The organism is Sulfurimonas crateris (assembly GCF_005217605.1).
In the GTDB taxonomy this organism is placed as follows: domain Bacteria; phylum Campylobacterota; class Campylobacteria; order Campylobacterales; family Sulfurimonadaceae; genus Sulfurimonas; species Sulfurimonas crateris.
Map to the genome: position 1 here is coordinate 358,814 of NZ_SZPX01000001.1, position 19,100 is coordinate 377,913.

At 39.3% G+C, this 19,100-nt stretch carries 17 protein-coding genes and 1 pseudogene; 6 read left to right on the forward strand and 12 right to left on the reverse strand.

The features are described 5' to 3' along the window. The first annotated feature begins 80 nt into the window (after positions 1–80). Positions 81–1,928, forward strand: a complete 1,848-nt coding sequence (locus tag FCU45_RS01970; RefSeq protein ID WP_137011735.1) for a primosomal protein N' — start codon at positions 81–83, stop codon at positions 1,926–1,928. Here the strand turns inward: FCU45_RS01970 and FCU45_RS01975 are convergent. Then, entirely contained in the window at positions 1,912–2,163 is a 252-nt protein-coding gene (locus tag FCU45_RS01975; protein ID WP_246032211.1) for an NUDIX hydrolase, read from the reverse strand. The two genes, FCU45_RS01970 and FCU45_RS01975, sit on opposite strands and share 17 nt — an antisense overlap. Before the next feature lie 41 nt (positions 2,164–2,204). Between FCU45_RS01975 and FCU45_RS01980 the strand changes: the two genes are divergently transcribed. Beyond that, the gene (locus FCU45_RS01980; protein ID WP_137011737.1) at positions 2,205–3,338 is read left to right on the forward strand and encodes a DUF4172 domain-containing protein; all 1,134 of its coding nucleotides are present in this window, start codon (positions 2,205–2,207) and stop codon (positions 3,336–3,338) included. A gap of 18 nt (positions 3,339–3,356) precedes the next feature. Here FCU45_RS01980 and FCU45_RS01985 read toward each other — a convergent pair whose 3' ends face one another. Together FCU45_RS01985 and FCU45_RS01990 are read right to left on the reverse strand one after the other, a co-directional pair. Further along, positions 3,357–3,542, reverse strand: a complete 186-nt coding sequence (locus FCU45_RS01985; protein ID WP_188109171.1) for an NUDIX hydrolase — start codon at positions 3,540–3,542, stop codon at positions 3,357–3,359. Then, a complete protein-coding gene (locus FCU45_RS01990) occupies positions 3,511–4,719 on the reverse strand; it encodes a peptidoglycan DD-metalloendopeptidase family protein (RefSeq protein WP_137011739.1) in 1,209 nt (402 codons plus the stop codon). Before FCU45_RS01990 ends, FCU45_RS01985 begins: the two co-directional genes overlap by 32 nt. A 114-nt stretch (positions 4,720–4,833) precedes the next feature. Between FCU45_RS01990 and FCU45_RS01995 the strand changes: the two genes are divergently transcribed. Genes FCU45_RS01995 through FCU45_RS02005 form a run of 3 tightly spaced genes read left to right on the forward strand, consistent with a single transcriptional unit; the run spans position 4,834 to position 7,936 of the window. After that, complete coding sequence (locus FCU45_RS01995; protein WP_137011741.1) at positions 4,834–5,667, forward strand: plasminogen-binding N-terminal domain-containing protein; 834 nt, start codon at positions 4,834–4,836, stop codon at positions 5,665–5,667. After that, positions 5,636–7,021, forward strand: coding sequence for an FAD-linked oxidase C-terminal domain-containing protein (locus FCU45_RS02000; RefSeq protein WP_137011743.1), 1,386 nt, complete (start codon positions 5,636–5,638; stop codon positions 7,019–7,021). The genes FCU45_RS01995 and FCU45_RS02000 overlap by 32 nt, the downstream gene beginning before the upstream one ends. 6 nt (positions 7,022–7,027) lie before the next feature. Further along, complete coding sequence (locus FCU45_RS02005; RefSeq protein WP_188109173.1) at positions 7,028–7,936, forward strand: YihY family inner membrane protein; 909 nt, start codon at positions 7,028–7,030, stop codon at positions 7,934–7,936. Here the strand turns inward: FCU45_RS02005 and FCU45_RS11700 are convergent. From FCU45_RS11700 to FCU45_RS02030, 5 genes and pseudogenes are all read right to left on the reverse strand, one after another. Next, positions 7,907–9,070 (reverse strand): annotated as a pseudogene (locus FCU45_RS11700) (ComEC/Rec2 family competence protein); the annotation flags it as partial. The gene FCU45_RS02005 and the pseudogene FCU45_RS11700 overlap by 30 nt on opposite strands. A 4-nt stretch (positions 9,071–9,074) precedes the next feature. Next, complete coding sequence (locus FCU45_RS02015; RefSeq protein WP_137011747.1) at positions 9,075–10,520, reverse strand: replicative DNA helicase; 1,446 nt, start codon at positions 10,518–10,520, stop codon at positions 9,075–9,077. Next, complete coding sequence (gene ispG / locus FCU45_RS02020) at positions 10,520–11,581, reverse strand: flavodoxin-dependent (E)-4-hydroxy-3-methylbut-2-enyl-diphosphate synthase (RefSeq protein WP_137011749.1); 1,062 nt, start codon at positions 11,579–11,581, stop codon at positions 10,520–10,522. The genes FCU45_RS02015 and ispG overlap by 1 nt, the downstream gene beginning before the upstream one ends. Before the next feature lie 77 nt (positions 11,582–11,658). Next, the gene (locus FCU45_RS02025; protein ID WP_137011751.1) at positions 11,659–13,641 is read right to left on the reverse strand and encodes a TonB-dependent receptor; all 1,983 of its coding nucleotides are present in this window, start codon (positions 13,639–13,641) and stop codon (positions 11,659–11,661) included. Positions 13,642–13,825: 184 nt separating this feature from the next. Continuing rightward, a complete protein-coding gene (locus tag FCU45_RS02030) occupies positions 13,826–14,821 on the reverse strand; it encodes an agmatine deiminase family protein (RefSeq protein ID WP_137011753.1) in 996 nt (331 codons plus the stop codon). A 16-nt stretch (positions 14,822–14,837) separates the two neighbouring features. On the opposite strand from FCU45_RS02030, the gene FCU45_RS02035 reads away from it, so the two are divergent. Continuing rightward, entirely contained in the window at positions 14,838–15,860 is a 1,023-nt protein-coding gene (locus FCU45_RS02035) for an alanine racemase (protein WP_137011755.1), read from the forward strand. Here the strand turns inward: FCU45_RS02035 and FCU45_RS02040 are convergent. From FCU45_RS02040 to rsmG, 4 genes are read right to left on the reverse strand one after another with little or no spacing between them, the layout of a single operon-like run. Next, positions 15,847–17,829, reverse strand: a complete 1,983-nt coding sequence (locus FCU45_RS02040; protein ID WP_137011757.1) for an EAL domain-containing protein — start codon at positions 17,827–17,829, stop codon at positions 15,847–15,849. The two genes, FCU45_RS02035 and FCU45_RS02040, sit on opposite strands and share 14 nt — an antisense overlap. A 55-nt stretch (positions 17,830–17,884) precedes the next feature. Then, the gene (locus tag FCU45_RS02045; RefSeq protein ID WP_137011759.1) at positions 17,885–18,280 is read right to left on the reverse strand and encodes a hypothetical protein; all 396 of its coding nucleotides are present in this window, start codon (positions 18,278–18,280) and stop codon (positions 17,885–17,887) included. After that, complete coding sequence (locus FCU45_RS02050) at positions 18,277–18,507, reverse strand: PP0621 family protein (protein WP_137011761.1); 231 nt, start codon at positions 18,505–18,507, stop codon at positions 18,277–18,279. The genes FCU45_RS02045 and FCU45_RS02050 overlap by 4 nt, the downstream gene beginning before the upstream one ends. Beyond that, entirely contained in the window at positions 18,504–19,085 is a 582-nt protein-coding gene (gene rsmG / locus FCU45_RS02055; RefSeq protein ID WP_137011763.1) for a 16S rRNA (guanine(527)-N(7))-methyltransferase RsmG, read from the reverse strand. The genes FCU45_RS02050 and rsmG overlap by 4 nt, the downstream gene beginning before the upstream one ends. Between the last annotated feature and the right edge of the window lie 15 nt (positions 19,086–19,100).

The window sequence follows — 19,100 nt, forward strand, 5'->3', positions numbered from 1 at the left end:
GGTCTACGTGGGAATGCAGAGCATGTCAGTAATTTAAAATAGAGACTCCCACGCAGGAGCATGGGAGCGAGATAAAAAAATTGAACTACTACAACATAACACTCCTTAACTCTCCGTTAGATGCCTTTACCTACCAAAGCCAAAATACCATAGATATCGGCACAAAAGTAAAAGTAAAATTTAGAAACAGGGAAGTTTATGGGGTTGTGCTTGCCTCATGTAAAGAGCCCGATTTTAAAACAAGCGATATATTAGAGATCAGCGACTCCATCTACTCACAAAAACAGATCTCCCTTGCCAGATTTATCTCAACTTACTATTTTTGTTCACTTGGGGAAGCGTTTGGGGTTATGTTGCCTTATGAGTCTGGTGTGCATTCCCACGCGGAGCATGGGAACGAGAGAGTGTTACCGCAGATAACTCTTTCAACCAAACAAAACGAAGCACTGGAATTTTTGAAAAAGCACAAAACTGCACTCCTCTTTGGCGATACGGGAAGCGGAAAAACAGAGATATATATGAAGTACTTTGAAGAGATGATGGAGCAGAAGAAGCGCTCTATATTTCTTATGCCAGAAATTTCTCTTACTCCACAGATGAACCAGAGACTCCATAAGCATTTTGGGGATGCAGTCGTTATGTGGCACTCAAAGCTCACACCAAAACAGAAAAAAGAGTCTCTGAGAAAAATTCATGACGGAAGTGCGAAGATTATAGCAGGTCCTCGTTCTGCGCTGTTTCTGCCAGTGAAAGATTTAGGGCTGATAGTCGTAGATGAGGAGCATGATGAGAGCTATAAATCATCTTCACGCCCTCGTTACAATGCAAGAGATATTGCCATCTATATGGGAAAAATATATGATGTTGGCGTTGTTTTGGGAAGTGCTACGCCGAGTTTGACGACCTATGTAAAGTTTCCACATTTTAGACTTAGAGGCGGGCACTTTAGCTCTAAAAAAGAGTTTTTGTATGAGCGTTCAAGCGAAAAACTCTCGCCCATCATACTGAATAGTCTGCAAAAAACGCTAGAAGCAAAAGAGCAGGCGATACTTTTTCTGCCTACTCGTGCAAACTTCAAGTATCTTATCTGCTCTGATTGCGGGCATACATATAAGTGCGAATTTTGCAGTGTCGGGATGAGCATTCATCATAAAACGAGGTCTATAAATTGCCACTACTGCAACTTTGCTCTCTCAATCCCGCAGGAGTGTTCGGAGTGTAAAAGCCCGAATCTTATAAGTTCAAGACTTGGGACGGCGGAGGTTGTAAAAGAGATACAGAGTGAGTTTGATGAGGTAAATGTAGAGCAGTTTGACAGAGATGTCATTACAACAGCAAACAAGCTAAAGGAGGCACTAAAACGATTTAACGACAAAGAGATAGATATACTTGTCGGAACGCAGATGATAAGCAAGGGGCATGATTATCATGGCGTCTCTTTAGCCGTTGTTTTAGGGCTTGACAATATGCTAAATATGAGTGATTACAGAGCAAGAGAAAAGGCGCTCTCCACACTTGTTCAAGTAGCTGGAAGAAGTGGGAGAAAAGAGAGTGCAAAAGTGCTTGTTCAAACATTCAACGAAGATTTTTTTAATGCATACATAGAGAGATATGAAGATTTTTTAGAGGATGAGAAAGAGTACAGAAAAGAGCTCTATCCGCCCTATAAAAAATTGTGCCGTATTCTCTTTTCACACAAAAACGGCATTAAAGCAAGCGAAGCTATGCAACAGATGCAAGAGTCTTTAAGAAGGTTTTCAAATGTAGAGATAGTCGGGTTTGGAAAGTGCGGCATTGAGCGGGTTGCCGATAAGTACAGATTTGAGATACTTCTGCGTTCAGATAAAAGCACCGATATCATTAAAGCTATTTCTGCATGTAAGAACACTATGGCAGAAGTAGATATGGACCCTATCGAATTTGGCTGATGTTGTCAAAGAACCAGTAAAACGCCATCATTACTCCTGTCGTCTTTTGATAGCTCTCATTAAACATAAACTCTTTTGCCTCTTTGGTCGGAATGTAGATAACCTCTATATCTTCATCATCTAATCCGCCTCCATCGTTTACCCTCATAGAATCATCACACTCGGCATAGTAGAGAGTTTGAAAGGTTGTGTTGGCATAAATATTAAATTTACTTGATATGGGAAGATGATACAATTTAAAGCCATAAATGTATCAAAAAATGATACAATAAATTCATGAAAACAGATCAAAGCACAGCTTCTTTAGAAAATGAATTAAAATGGATATGGCAGAGCAGTAACTTTCCAAATTTTACTTATGATAATGTCAATCTTGATAGTCTGACTTATAAGTTTGGTCAGCTTAAGATGGTAGAGAATTTTATGAATCGGAGCGATTCAAATGAATTGCTACTTGAGGTACTTCTTGATGAGGCAATAGCAACATCCGCTATTGAAGGGGAAATACTTCAAAGATCATCGGTTCGTTCATCTATCAATAAGCTTTTAAAACTTGGACTTGAAGATGATTATAGTTATACCGTACAATCTGATAATCTAATAGAGATACTCATAGATGCAAAATCAAATAAAGAGCCATTAACTAAAAAAAGATTATCTGCATGGCATAAAGCACTTTTTCCTACAGGAAGCTCAGGATTAAGAGATATCACAATAGGCGCATACAGAAATGATGCCCAAGATATGCAAATAGTATCTGGTCCTTGGGAAAAAGAGAAAACTCACTACATAGCACCACCATCAAGTAGTATAGATAGACTCATGGAAGATTTTTTAAAATGGCTCAACACTAAAGATGAACAAAACAGTATCTATAAAGCTATAGTAGCTCATCTTTACTTTGTACTAATACACCCATTTGACGATGGAAACGGAAGAATCGCTAGAGCCATAACTGATTATGTACTAGCTGGGTCAAATTTGGCAAATGCAAAGTTTTATTCTATCTCTACCATTATTTATAAAAATAGAAAAGAGTACTATGATGTTCTGGATTATGTTTGTAAAAATACAAATCAAGATATTACACTATGGATAGAATGGTTTGTAAAACTTCTTGAAATATCTATCGATGAAACCCTTCAAAAAGTCGAAGTAGTACAAACAAAAGCAAAGTTTTGGGATAAACACAGAGCTGAAAAATTAAATGACAGACAAAAAAAAGTGATACTCAAAATGCTCTCATATCTTCCAGAAAAATTTGAAGGTGGTATGAGGGTAAATAAATATATGAGCTTAACCAAATCCCAAAGACTCACAGCTAGTAGGGATATAGCAGATTTAGTTCAAAAAGGAATCTTTGAGAGTTTTGGAAAAGGTCGGGGTGTATATTATGAACTTAAAATATAAGGTGTTAACTGAATAAGTTTATGCACGAAGCTGCTTTACAAGAACAAAAGCATCTTTTTCTCTGTGCCAAAGCAAAATGGCAACACTGTCATGCGTCACAACGGCTTCCCATTTTCTGCTGATCCCTTTGGCAGAGTAGTTTATTAAAATGGGTTTTACGAAATTTGGTTCTTTAAGAGTTTGAACCCGTTCTATCTTGTACACATAGCTCTCCGTTATAAAAGTAGCAGACACTCTGCGGTGCACCGACTCTTGCAAATTTTGTCTCATTTGCAATATGCAGATTTATGCTCTCGTCATAGTTTGATTTTAGCTGCAGAAATGCTGTTTTTTCCTTGCCCGAGAGTTTTTTGGTTGCAACTTGAACTACGCGAAGAGGATCAATGGCTCGGTTGTTTTTATATAGTCCAAAATGGAGATGCGGACCGGTTGAGAGCCCGGTACTTCCGACATAACCGATGATCTGACCCTTTTTTACATAAGAGCCTTTTCTAATACCTTTTCTAAATGAGCTTTGATGTGCATATAGACTCATATAGCCATCTTCATGTTGAACTTTTATCAGTTTGCCATACCCTCTTGTTTCTCCTATAAAGATGACTCTTCCGCTTCCTGCAGCTGCGATTGGAGTGCCTCTTGAAGCAGCATAATCAACTCCCAAATGGGCACGATATTTTTTCAAAACAGGATGAAATCTTCTTTTTGTAAAGCGTGAAGATATTCTAGCTCCTCTTACCGGATTGCCAAGCAGAAAACCCTCTATCTCTTTTGCATCTTCATTATAAAATCTGCCGTCGTCATTTAAGTAGATGTAGTGCTTTTTGCCTCTCATCTCTATCATTGCGGCTTTTAGTGTCGGCATGGAGAATGGCTTTCCAAGACGATATTTCTGCTCATATATCATCGCCAATGTATCACCTTTGCGAAGGTCTCTTTTGAAGTTTAGCGAGTGTTTAAAGCTTGAGACAAAAATGGTTGCAAGTTTAACAGAACCCGTCTCTTTTATAATGTCAAGATATGGTGAGTGCTCTATTTTTAGGGTAAATGCCTCGACTCTTGTCTCGCTGATTATAGGCAGCGTCTCAAAAAAGTACTCAGCGTTATTTTTGTAGATGTGGATCTGCAACTCATCATTTAGAGGTATAAAAACTTGAGAAATTTCCCCGTTTTTCTCTTTTGATATCTGGTAGTGAACGCCTGAATAGATCTCTTCGGTAAGTTGTTGCTCATCTTCATCCAAGTTGTAGTAGAGCGGTTTTAGCGGAAGGGAGTTCTTCTCTAAAAACATAAGGTATGTCTCGCCGTTGTTCCAGCGGTAAGTCTCGACCTGTGCCCCAAAAAGGGATGTTGCAAATATAAAAAATATAAAAAATCGTCTCATAAATATAACCGTAAATGTAAAATTTTTCAAAATAATTTTAAAACTCTAACAAAATTTGCCTTAGTGTGAGGTTTGTTTGCTATAATCGCACTATATTAACTATAAAGTAGAAAAATGAAGCAGATAGTTGTCCTTTTAATTGTAGCCTTAGAGCTTTTTGGAGTTGTTGTAAAATCCCCTGTTATTGGAATAAATGAGGATGCAACAGAAGTTACGATCGAGATTGAAAAGATCGATGTTGGGGTGAGCGGTTTTATCGTTCACGGGATCGATGGAGAGCATACTACCATCTTAAAAAATGCCGTAGTGAAGAGTTTTGATGAGAAGAGCAAAACTGCAAAAGTAGCTATCAGCGAATTTAATGCACTAAGCAGCAGCGCCCTGCCAAGCGGAAGATGGGATGTTAAAGTCGGTGATACGGCTGTTTTGGCTTTTGGTTATACAAGAGCTCTTCTTATTGCTCCAAACGAAGATATATACTACAGAGTGACAAAAAGTTCAAATGTTCAGTGGATACATCCGGACATTTTTGCTACTGTTCTATCGTTTAACGGACACCCCACGCCACTTAGAAGTGATTTTACCCAGATGAGCAAAATCTCGTCTGTGGGCTTGGTTTTTATCTATCTGGATGAGAGAGTCTATACGCTAGATGCAAAAAGCTTTAAAATATTGGCTATTACGGATGCAAAACTAGAGCAAAAAGAGGTAAACCTTCCTTTTTATATGAGAGTCCCTGAAATTGATGCCAATTGGTGGGGAGAGGGAAGTGACGAGCTCGAAGAGTATGAGCCTCACTACTATGAACTGATGGTAAAAGCAAATCCAGCTAACAAAGAGCTTTATGAGATAGTAAAAAGCGGCGGTGAAAAACTAGAAGATATAGTTGAAGAATTTGATTTTGAAGGGAAAAAAGATGATAGAAAAAAAACATTTGGACTATTTTAAGAGCGTTGTTGGTGATGAAAATATCTATAGCGATAAAGCACATCTAATAGCCTACTCTTATGATGCAACTCGTGAGCACTTTGAGCCAGATGCCGTTATATTTCCAAGAGATGAGGATGATATAAGCAAGGTTTTAAAGTACTGCAACGAACATAGAATCGTTATAGTTCCCCGCGGAGCGGGAAGCGGTTTTACAGGCGGAGCACTTCCAAGCAGCGGCGGAGTTGTCCTTGCTATGGAAAAACATATGAATAAAATCCTAGAGATCGATATGAAAAATATGGTCGCGGTCGTTCAACCGGGTGTGATAAATATGGACTTGCAGCGTGCCGTCGAAGAGGTCGGACTCTTTTATCCGCCCGATCCTGCTTCTCAGGAGTACTCAAGCATAGGCGGGAATGTCAGCGAAAATGCAGGCGGTATGAGAGCTGCAAAGTATGGCATCACGAAAGATTACGTTATGGCAACTCGCGCCGTGCTTCCAAACGGCGACATTATTAAAGCTGGAAAAAGAACCATCAAAGATGTGGCAGGTTATAACATCAGCGGTATCTTAATAGCTTCAGAGGGGACTTTGGCAGTTCTAAGCGAGATCACTCTAAGACTTATCCCTAAACCTAAGATGACAAAAACGGCGATGGGTATCTTTAATAGTGTGAGCGATGCTATGAATGCCGTATATAAAACTATGGCAAGCGGTGTGACACCTGTTGCTATGGAGTTTTTAGACAACTTGACCATCCGTGCGGTTGAGCAGACTTTCAAAAAGGGTCTTCCTGTTGATGCGGGCGCACTTTTGGTAACAGACGTGGATGGAAATTTGGAAGATGATCTTGATTTTCAACTCGCCGTGATTGAGAAGGTCTTTAAAGAGAACGGCTGTTATGAGTTCAGAATAGCAAAAGATAAAAAAGAGGCGGGCGATCTCTGGTTTGCAAGACGCAACGCTTCTCCTGCGCTTAGTGTTTACGGAAGTAAAAAACTAAACGAAGATGTTACCGTTCCGCGCTCAGCTCTGCCTGAACTTTTAGAGAAGTTTTATGCGATAGCCGACAAATATAATGTAAAGATTCCTTGTTTTGGGCATACCGGAGACGGCAACGTTCATACGAACGTAATGGTTGATGGAAAAGACCCTGAGCAGGTAAAAATCGCTTACCAAGCAATAGAAGAGGTGTTTCAGGCAACCGTCGATCTTGGAGGAACATTAAGCGGAGAGCATGGAATAGGGCTTGCAAAAGCACCATATATGTCTATGGCATTTACGCCTGAAGAGATGGCACTTTTTAAATCTATAAAGATGGCGTTTGATCCAAACAATATTCTAAACCCTGCAAAGATGGGATTGAGTTAAAAAATAATGCAAGCAGTAAAAAGTAAAGTTTTTAAACTCTATAAACATTTGAAACTTTTTATAACTTCGTTTATAGATAGAGATCTTACTTTTTATGCTGCAAGTCTTAGCTTTTATACAATTTTTACGCTTATACCGCTTCTTATAATCGTACTTACACTATTTACCTCTATGCCAAACTTCTCAGAGCACTACGGGAAGATACAAGAGTTTATTTTCTCAAACATTATGCCGGTTAACTCCGAGGCACTGATGGGGCATATAAACTCATTTTTGCAAAATTCGGTTAAGATGAGCATGGTTAGTTTTGCAGTGATTATCGTATCTTCACTCCTCTTTTTTCAAAACTTCGAGTATATAGCCAATAAGATATTTCATGCAAAAAATAGGGGGCTTTGGCAGTCTGTAACTACGTTTTGGACTCTTTTGACACTAACACCAATAGGACTTGGTCTCTCTTTTTATATAACAGGTTACGCTGCTTCTTTGATGGCAAGCAACGAGTATACATCAGGGATAAATATTTTGCCTTATGTTCCGTATCTCATTATTTGGGCGCTGTTTTTTCTTATATTTCAGATATCTGCCAATACAAAGATCCATGCAAAAGCTTCGTTAATAAGTTCTTTTATAATATCTATAGTATTTAGTATTGCCAAAAACGGCTTTATCTACTACGTTTTTTATAACAAGGCCTATGCAACCATGTATGGCTCTTTCTCCATAGTTATGTTTCTGTTTTTGTGGATATATGCGTCGTGGATAATCTTTGTCTATGGGCTAAAACTGTGCTACATGATAAATCGCGTATATGAAAAGAGAGCAGCCAAAGAGCAAGAGCGCGTAGAGAACTCTCCTGCTAAAGATAGCTCCGAGACTAAGCAGGATATAGAAGAGAAAAAGATATTGGTTTAAGCCTGCCAGAACTCCTTCTTTGCCTAGATTTAGAAGCCAAAGAAGAGCAGGGTCGAAAATATCTCCAAAACCTATAAAATGAATAAATATGCTCAGAGGGTAAAAAAGAGTAAAGAGCATAGTCCAGATAATCGAGAGCGGATGGTAGATGCTGAAGTTCTCAAAGATGGCTAAAGAGAATGGAAGCATCAAGAGATAGACCCAAAGAGGCAGAAGCAGGAATTGCCATGTTTTGCTTAAATCTTTAAAGTGGATAAGAAATAAAAAGATGTAAAAAACCCCGCTCGCGGATAGCCAAAAGCCCAGTGAGAAGAAGAGCCTTGGAAAGAGGGAGAGAAGGAGCAGAACCGTTATAAACAGAGTCTGCATCGAGACTATTTTAATTCCCCTGTCATAGAGCACAAACCCCACAATCAACATTCCAAAAGCTCGGATAAGAGATGGCGGAGAATCCAAAAAGAGCATATAGGCAAAAAGAAGCAGACCGACTATAACAAAGAGATCTCTTTTTGAGTTTCTGTATGGAAAAAATCTATCTTGCATATAGCCGTAAATGGGTCTTAAGAAAAAGAAGAGAAGAGCGCTTAGTACTCCCAGATGAAAGCCGCTGATTGCAAGAAGATGTGAGACTCCTAGTGTTGAGAAGCTTTTTTGCAGCTTAAAATCAAGCGGAGTTGCAGTGTATAGGGCTTGGTAGATGTTTGTTATCTCTTTTTCTTTATGTGAAGATGAGATAAATTCGTTCAGGCTCTGTTTTGTACTTTTTGCTTCATTTATCTTGATGATCTTGCTTGGTCCGTAAAATGTTGTGAGGTATTTGTAAAAATCCAGATCTTTTGGCCAAACTTCGAGTTGTATCTCTTGGTTTTTAATATCTTGAAGCGATTTTTTCGCGGTTGTGTAAAAGACCAGACCATCTGAGCTTTTTAGTTTTAGTACCTGATATGTTCTGTTGTTTTTGCTCTTTACATACTGCTTTAAAACAGTAGCATCTACAAGAGCCGAGTCAAAAACTATGAATTTTTGATACGCCCTGTACTCTAAAAAAAGAGAGATAAGAAGGATAATAAATGAGAGTAAGGCAAAGAGCAGAAGATCTCGCTTTGAGGTAAAAAGTGAGACCCTCTCTATCATCTATCTAGAGAGGCGGCATTGATACCGAATCGTTGCCGATGTTAATGTTTGCAGAGCGTGTATCTACATTTTCATAGACAGTCTCCACGGCTCTAGGCACTCCATCGACAAAGCGTGTAAGCTTCTTTTGAAAAACAAGTTTTACATGCCCCGTAGGACCGTTTCTCTGCTTGCCGATGATGATCTCCGCATCCTCTTCCTCTTTTTCAATGTAGGTAGGAGTAAACTCTTTACCCTCCGCTTTTGCAGCTTTTTCGCGCTCTTTCTCCTCTTTGTAGAGGTAAACGTCATCGCGGTAGACAAATAGGATGATATCCGCATCCTGCTCGATAGAGCCGGACTCACGGATGTCACTAAGCATAGGGCGTTTGTCGTTTCTGCTCTCTAGTCCGCGGTTTAACTGTGAGAGCGCGACGATAGGCATATTGAGTTCACGAGCAAGCATCTTTAGCCCGCGTGAGATCTCCGAGACCTGCAGGTGTCTGTCTTGGCTTCCGACTCCCTGCATGATCTGCAGGTAATCTATTACCGCTATCTCTATCTCTGGATGCTGATTTTTTAGTTTTCTAAGTTTTGAGCGGAGCTGGTTTATGTTTATGCTTCCTTGATCATCGACAAAAAGTTTTGCATGATTCATCTTATCTATCGCGCCGTTTAGCGAACTCCACTGATCATCGTTCATATCTCCGACACGCAGTTTTTGCAGTGGGATAGATGTCTGTATGGAGAGAAGTCTTAGCATCAACTGCTCTGCCGGCATCTCTAGTGAGAAGAACGCAACGCCTTTGCCTTTTGTAATAAGACTATTCACTGTGTTAAGGATAAAGGATGTTTTTCCCATTGCGGGACGTGCGGCAACGATGACAAGGTCTCCTTTTCCAAAGCCCGTGGTCATCTTGTTCAGCTCATGAAAACCTGTATCGACTCCGACAAGCACATTGTTGCCGCGAGCCTTCATCTCTTTGATGTACTCCATAGTGTCAAAGGTCATCTTAGGAGAGTCTTTAAAGTCGCTTGTCTGGTTGTCTTGGGTTATCTCGTATAGCTTTTTCTCGACTATATCTATAACTTCGGCACTTGGAAGCTCCTCTTCTACAGTTACTCTTTTTATCTCTGTTGTGAGTGTGAGAAGATGGCGTTTTAGCGATTTGTCTTTTATCTCATCAACGTACGCTTTTGTGTTTGAGATAGGGTTTGCAGAGAGGATCTCAAGCATAACGCTCTCATCAAACTTTTTCATCTTGATGAGCTCTTTTTTTATAAACTCCTCATCTATCGGCTGATCTTTTTGCAGAAGAAGAGTCATCGCTTTAAAGATGTCCTGATGAGCAGGAAGATAGAAGTCATCCCGTCTTAGGGCAACGCTTAACTCATCAAACTGGCTTGGTTCAAAAACTATTGAACTTAAAATAGAACGCTCAAAAGCGAGATTGTATAGATTTTCCTGCATTACTCTTTCTCTTTCGCCATTTTTTCTACTTCGTCGACAAATCTGTCAACAAGCTCGCTCTCATCAAGGTTTGCTACAACCTCACCCTTTACCATAACAAGCCCTTTGCCTTTGCCGTACGCAATAGCCACATCTGCATGGGCCGCTTCGCCTATGGCGTTAACTACGCATCCCATTACAGAGACGTTCAGAGGTGCTTTTATGTGGGAAGTACGTCTCTCTATCTCTCCGACAGCAGTTACCAGATCAGCTTCAATTCTTCCACAAGTAGGGCATGAGATAATGTTTAGCCCATCCTTTGCCGCTCCGCTGTCTTTGAGGATCGCACGCGCGACGTTTATCTCCTCTTCAAGCTCTCCGGTAATGCTTACTCTCATAGTATCGCCAATACCGTCAAGCAGAAGCGCGCCAAGTCCGATAGAGCTTTTAACAGTTGCATGAAACAGGGTTCCCGCTTCGGTAACTCCAAGATGAAAAGGGTAGCTGTTTTTTGGACGCAGCATGCGGTAAGCATCAACGGTTCTTTGCACATCGCTGGCTTTTAAAGAGATTTTTATGTCATCAAACCCAAGGTCTTCTAAAAATTTGATGTTGTACTCGGCAGATGCCACCATACCCTCAGAAGTTTGCCCATACTTATTTAAAAACTCTTTTTCAAGACTTCCTGCATTTACGCCGATACGAATAGGAATATTGCGCGCCTGACAAGCTTTTACAACTTCTTTGACACGCTCTTTTGAGCCTATATTTCCCGGATTTATGCGGATACAGTCTACGACTTCTGCAGCTACAAGCGCTAAACGGTGGTTGAAGTGAATATCTGCGATAAGCGGAAGAGAGATCTGCTCTTTGATCGATTTGAGTGCAAGAGCATCTTCCATCTCTGGAACTGCAACGCGGACAATGTCGCACCCTGCAAAATGAAGCCTTTTTATCTGCTCTACCGTTGTCTCTATATCCGAAGTTTTTGAAAACGTCATAGACTGCACGCTAATAGGCGCATCACCGCCTACCGCAACACTGCCGACAAATATCTGTTTGGTTTGGACTCTTTTTATCATGGAGAGATTTTAGCTTGTTTGGGATAAAAAGGTGCTTTATTTTTTTCTACATGTAGATTGCATGTAGAAAAAAAGTCTTAGAATTTAAAAGTAAGATTTGTGTAGAAGTATCTTCCCGGTTCGTTTAGAAGCATAGTGTCTGAGCCTGCACTCAATAAAATGAGATCGGCATATGTGTTGGATGCTGCGTATGTTTTGTCAAAAATATTGTTAACACCAACGCTTATTTCAGCATGCTTGTCTATCTTGTGCTTGATTTTTGCATTGTAGATACTCCAGCCGCTAAGTTTTTGTTCACCGTTGTCGCTGTCTATCTTATCCCAATTATCCGAAGCCTGCATCTCAAGAGTCGCTACCGAATTGTTCATATACTCATAGTTTAGAGAAATATTCCCTCTTAAAGGTGCAATATCTGCCAGATCTTCATCTACTCCTGCTGCAACATCATCTTTTTTGCCGACTTTGTAAGATACACCCATACTAACAACAAGAGCGTCCGTTGCATAGATGGAGCCGCTTAACTCTGCGCCGTAAACATTTGCGTCTATGTTGTTAAAAGTATTTCCTATTTTGGTGTAGTAGATATAATCTTCAAGCATGGAGTAAAAAGTTTTTGCTTTAAGAGTAAAACTTTCATATGTTGCTTCATAACCAAGGTCAATCTCTCTGTTCTTTGTCTGTTTAAGATTTTCATTTCCTATCTGAGGAGTACCAAGATAGAGCTCTCTCGCATCGGGAACACGTGATGATGAGCCAATACCCAAAAAGATTTTGTTTTGTGCACTAAGTGTGTACGTGGTCATGATGTTTGCACTTAGTGCATTGTAGTCGTTTGCGCTTTTGCTTGGATCATCCGGCGTTATCTCAGTTGAGTCAAATCTTGCACCTGTTTCTATTTTTAAATCGCCAAAACTCTTCTCTGCTTTTGCAAAGATTGCTCTGTTTTCTGTTTCGGTGTGCGTAAGACTCACCACATGTGCATTCTCAACTCCCGTAGTTGCATCAGTGCCATATTTTTCACCCTCCCATGTTCTTCTGCTTCCATCAAGACCAAGTAAAAACTTATAAGAGTCTAGCTCAAAGCTGTTTTTTAGCTTTACGCCTTGCATAGATGTTTTGAGATGGTTTGTATTGTAAGTTGCTGCACCTGAAACTCTAAACTTGGTATCCATCGGATGGTCAACGTCTGAGTAGTAGTACTGGATGTTTAGATTTTTGTAGTTGTTTGTCAGGTTGTCAATATTATACTCAATGCTGTAGATATTTGAGTCATCGTACGCGGCGTCCATTTGAGAGTTTCCGTAAAGTACATCATCGCTTCTGTTTCCCGTATAGCTTAGACGAAGTTCCTGATCTTCAAGAGTTTTGATGTAAATTTTAGACATAACACTTTTTTTTGTGTAGGCATCAATGTCTTTATATTTTGTTTGATAAGCGGTTGTACCAGGGGCCAAACCCTCTAAAATAGCCTTGTCAAGCTGCTCAGCGATCGTATTTCCGTCGCCGTCTTCATATTGCCCGCTTGACTCATGTGAAAAGCTAAGAAGCGCGCGAACTCTATCTGTACCTCCGCTAACACTTGCGCCTATCTTTTTATAGCCCCAGCTTCCAAGACCGAAGTTTACCTCTCCTTTAAGCTCTTTTGTGGGCTCTTTTGTCGTTATCTTTACGCCGCCGCTAAGAGTTCCGAAGTTCTCAACGTCGTAAGGTCCTTCTATGACCTCCACCTCTTCGATCTGATTTGTAACGATGTGTGAAATCGGGGGATCCATTCTGTTGATACATGCACCAAAAACTTTCGTGCCGTCAACATCAACGGAGATATTGTCTCTTTTTTGACCTCTAATGTAGATGTCGTTTGCAATACCACTTCGGCGGTTCAAATCGATACTAGGTACACTCGAACTTAAAGCCTGAGCCAAATCTGCAGATACTTGAGCATTTTGGCTTACCTCTGTGATTGTTGTGGATTCAACGCTTATCTTAGGGAGCTGTATCTCATTGGCACTCAAAAGTGCTGCCGTTATTAACGATAGTGAAATGATTTTTCTGTTTATCATATAATCAACCTTAATTTTTAAAATTAATTTATTATATAAATATAATGTTACAAATATGTTAAATTTTTACTATTTTGTATGTTAGAATTGCGACATGAGTAAAATAGAAAAGATAAAACGAATCATATTGATAATTTTGGGGCTAAGCCTTTCGGCTTATTTGGTCTATAGCGGCTTTGCCATTTTAGCTGAGGAGGACCTTGCTAGCAAAGTTCATAGTGACGCAGTGAAGTGAGCCGTGCTGTTTTATAAGTGAGAAGCAGTTAATTCCGACAATATCTTTCTCAGGGAATGTTTCTCTAAAGATCTCTAACGCCTCATCATCTTGTTTGACACCGTAAGTAGGGACTAGAACCGCACCGTTTACAAACAGAAAGTTTGCATATGTTGCGGGAAGTCTCTCTCCTTCAAAGTAGCAAGCATCGCTCATCGGAAGTGCTATAAGTCTAAATCCATACTCTTTAGAAAATATTTTCAGTTCATCTTCCATCAGTTTTAGCTCGCCAAAGTGCTCATCGCTCTCATCCGTGCATTTAACGTACATTATGCTTTTCTCGTCGATAAATCTAGCCAGAGTATCGACATGTGAGTCTGTATCATCACCTGCCAAGTAGCCGTGATTTAGGTATAAGATCCTACTCATTCCAAACTCTTCTCGAAGCCTTTTTGTCATCATCTCTTTATTGACCGAAGCATTTCTGTTTTTGTTAAGTATACACGCCGAGGTCGTAAGGATTGTATCGATGCCGTTGCTCTCTATAGCGCCTCCCTCTAAGATGAGGTCTACTTTTTTGAGCTCTTTGTTATAGCATCTTTTGATCTCGCCGCTCATGGCGTTGTCCTTTGAAGCTTCAAACTTTCCTCCCCATCCCGTGAAAGTAAAATCGAGCATTTTTGTGGTGTTGTCCTCTTCGATACATAAAACAGAGCAGTCTCTAGCCCATGTATCGTTTGTCTCATACTCCACAAAGTAGAGGTTTTGAGTATTGCTAAATCTGCTCTTTACACTCTCTACATTTTCACAAACGACCAGACACTCTTGGTACTTTGTGATCTCGTTGATAATGTTTACAAAAGTATTTTGAGCCTCTTGTAAATAGTCGACCCAGTCGCTCTTTTCATGAGGGAAAATAATTTGTGTAAAACTCTGTTCCTCAAACTCTGCAATTAGTCTTCTCATCTGCTATAATTTCCTTATGGCTTATATAATTTTAAATAAAAATAGTTTTTTTAATAATCTTGACATTATCTCTAAAAGTACCAAAGGAAGAGATAAAATAGCTCTTGTTTTAAAAGATAATGCGTATGGACACGGACTTTTAGAGATAGCATCTTTGGCAAAAGAGTATGGCGTCAAAAAAGCGGTTGCAAGAACATCCAAAGAGGCCGAAGCGATATACGATTTCTTTGAGTACATCTTGGTTTTAGCAGAGATCCCCTCGTCAAAAAACGATAAGATAAGATATACGATAAATGATATAAACAGCATAGATAAATTTCCTCAAGGTGCAAAAGTTGAGTTAAAAGTAGATACGGGAATGCATCGAAACGGCATTTCTGCAAGCGATCTTGAAGAGGCTTTTTTAAAGATCAAAGATGCCAAACTGCTTCTTGAGGCTGTTTTTACCCACCATAGAAGTTCAGATGAGCTTACAAGCGAGTGGTTTTGGCAAAAAGAGAATTTCAAACGAGTAAAAGAGGAGTCTAAAATCCTCTCGCAAAAGTATGGTTTTAGCACTCTTAGGTTTCACTCTTCAAACTCCGCTTCTCTTTTTCGACATGACAGTTTTGATGAGGATATGGCAAGAGTCGGTATAGCGGCTTACGGATGTCTGGAACTTCCAAAAGGGCTTCAGATAGATGGATTTAAGCCCGTGCTCTCTCTCTGGGCAAACAGGATATCTCAAAGAGAGCTAAGAGAGGGTGAGAGAGTAGGTTATGGCGGAGATTACACGGCTATAAAAGATTGCACTATAGGCAACTATGACTTTGGTTACGGTGATGGTTTTATGAGATGTTGTGCAGGTATCGGCTATAAAACTCCTGATGATATAGAACTCATCGGCAGAATATCTATGGACAACAGTACATTTATGAGCGCTGATGATAAACTTTTGATCTTTGACGATGCAAGAGTTGTGGCAAAGTACGCAAAGACGATCAGCTATGAGGTTTTAACCTCTCTAAAATCAGAGATTAGCAGGACTATTGTGCAGTAGATTCAAAATCTCTGTTAAGAGAGCTGCTTGGCTTTCCTATATAGTAGCCCTGTATAAAATCAACCCCCATCTTCTCCAGAAGCACAAGAGAGTCTTTGTCTTCAACAAACTCGGCAATAGTTTTAAGTCCAAGATTTGAGGCAAAGTTTATGATGGTCTTTACCACTACTCTTGAGTTTTCATCGGTTGTTACGAATTTTACGAGAGATGCATCAATTTTCAGATAATCTACATTTAGTTCTAAAATATGTGAAAAGTTGGAGTAACCACTTCCAAAATCATCGATCGCTACCTTGCATCCGAACTTTTTAACATCTTTGATAAAGCTCTTTATCTCTTCGTAGTTCTCTATTCTGTCTGTCTCAAGAATTTCAAAAACCACTTTTTGAGGTTCGTTAAACCCTTGAAGTTTGTTAAAGATAAACCTCATTATCTCTTTGCTTTGAATATCAATAATAGAGAGGTTTATGGAGAACTCCAGATCTTTATCTCTAAAGAACTCAAACGACTTTGTGATTATCGCTTTTGTTATCTCAGGATATAGTTTTGACTTTATTGCAATATCCAAAAAGATAAAAGGGGCAATAACATCACCGCCTTTTGTGACGATTCTGGCGAGTGACTCATACTTCTCTATCTTTTTTGTTCTGCTGTTGTAGATGGGCTGGAAGTATGGAGTTATCTGGTCATACTTTATTGCATTTTTTAGGATTAAAAGAGCGTCCATATTTTTTATGATCTGCTCTTTTGCATCAAGCGAGTCGTTATAGATGACTATGTTTCTTGAGTGTTTTTTAGCTATTTGCAAAGCAGTATTGGTCTTGATCAAAAGCGAGGCTTGATTTGACGCAATTCCACAGCTGAATGTTATAAACATAGATTGATCTGAGACATCGAACTTCGTCTCGCTTATAGCATTTAGCATTTTTTTGATCGTGGTAAAAAACTCCTCATCGCTTATCTCCATGGTCGTAAAAATCGCAAATTCGTCATTTGGCAGTTTATATACTAAGTTGAACTCCTTGCAGTAATCTCTAACACGTTTGGATACCTGAACTAGTATCTCATCACCTACATCATAACCGTAGAGATCATTTATATCTTTAAAGGCATCTATATTTATAAGTGCAAGATGAAACGATTTTGCACTGCTGTTTTGTTCAATATCTTCTATAAGCTTGAGTCTGTTTGGCAGATGTGTAAGCCTGTCGTATAAAAAGGAGTCTTTTAGCTCTTTTGTCTTTTCTGCAACCTTCTCTTCAAGAGCAATGCTTATCTTTTTTGACTGTCTTATAAGATACAGAACACTTAAGAAAAGCAGCAGAAAGAGAGCAGAATCAAATAGAGCAGACCTGAAGAAATTCTCATAGAAGTATTTGTTTAGGTTCTCGGTAGGGATCTGGATACTTATGATCCCTCTTATTTCATCGACTTTATAATCGTAAGCATTTTCGTAAAGATTTTGTATGTGTAGCGGAGCTGCCTCTTTTGCTCCGTGGCATTTTAGGCAGGCATCTTCTACTTTTAAAACTGTTGCATATTGGTAAAGTTTGCCGTTTTCATCGCTGAAATATGTGCTTTCACTTCTGTTGTTTTTAAAAAATTCAATTGCTTTTAGCTCATCTTTATCAGCCTGATTTTTGGCATTTCTAGCTCTGTCGGATACTGTTTTTACGCTGATGTTTAGTGGATTATTTTTAGAAAAATTCTCGGATATTATTGGAGAGCTAAAAGCAGGAAGAGCGGGCAGGGTCTTTTCGTTTAACTCAAGACTGCCGTTTAAAAATAGTTTCTGGTAGTAGAATCTGCTCTCCATCGCATAGCTGTTTAAGACTTGAGCCTCTTTTTTTGCAAACTCGTATTCTCTCTCTTTTGCTTCGAAGTAGGAGTAGGCGATCTTAAGAAGAGTAACTATTAAAAATATGACGAGGACAGTCTTTAAGATTCTATCATTTAAAAAACTCTTCACTAATTTCCTCCCGCTCTAAAAAAGTGATAATGCCCTAACATTATATAATATTTTTTTATAAAGAGGAAATTTTTACTATTGCACCTGAGAATATTACTCCATCAACTCCCAAAAGAGCAAGCTCTTCGATCTCGTCCTCCTCTTCTATTAGAGCTAGTATCTTCGCGTCAAAGAGATAGTTTTCTGCAATATTTTGGGCAGTTTTTGCAAGCTCTTTTTCTATTATGATATATGAAGCGCCAAGAGAAGATGCATAGAGAATCTCTGTTGTATTTTTCACGAACAGTGCGACTTTGACAGAGTTTAGTACGGCATGATTGATTATGTTAAGATTTTTCTCATCAAACTCAAGATAGATTGTTGATGCAGGAGGAGTGTGAAGAATTGAGTCTATATCAGAGACGTGGTAAAGGGGCTCATTTTCTAAGAATCTATGTCCGAAAAATATCAACTTCTCTTCTCCACGCACTCTTGTGAGCAGTAATATTTGCCGTTGCTCAAAATTGCATCATCCAGCGAGCAGTAGATGCTACAAGTAGAGCACTCTATCATCTCACTGCTCTCTTTCTTATCTTTTTTTTGCTCACTTTTCGTCTCTGTCAAAGTCGGTTTTTTCTTTATAAATATAAAGTAGACAAGCGCAATTACGCCGACTACAAGTAAAATTTTTAGTATCATACATCTTCTCCGATAAGCAAATAGTGTCTATTTTGGGTTTTTATAACCTTGTGTTTTAAATCTTTAGAGACTTCATCATACACTCTCTCACCTTTATAAAAAAGAAGTTTTGAGTTTTTATCTCTAAAGTTCTCGCTCAGTTTTAAAAGCATATCGGTATCGGTAACTGCTCTTGAGGTCACAATGTCAAATATTTCACTCGGCATCTCTTCGACTCTTTTTTTTACGACTCGTACGTTCTCAAGCCCCAAATCCGCTTTTATAAACTGCAAAAAACTAGCTCTTTTTGCGATCGGTTCGACAAGCGTGACCTCTGTCTCAGGAAGAGCGATGGCAAGAATCAGCCCCGGAAAGCCGGCTCCTGTTCCGATGTCGAGAAGATTTTTGCACTTTGGCAGAAAAGTTACGGGAAATACCGCATCGTAGATGAACTCATCTACTGTTTTTTCATCTTTAGCACCTGTTAGGTTGTGGATCTTGTTCCATTTAAAAAGATGCTCTTTATATTTGGCGATATTCTCAAAAAAGTTATCCGGCAACTCAGCTTTTAGAGCGCAAAGCTCTGTCTGTAAATTCAAAAATGTATCCTTTTT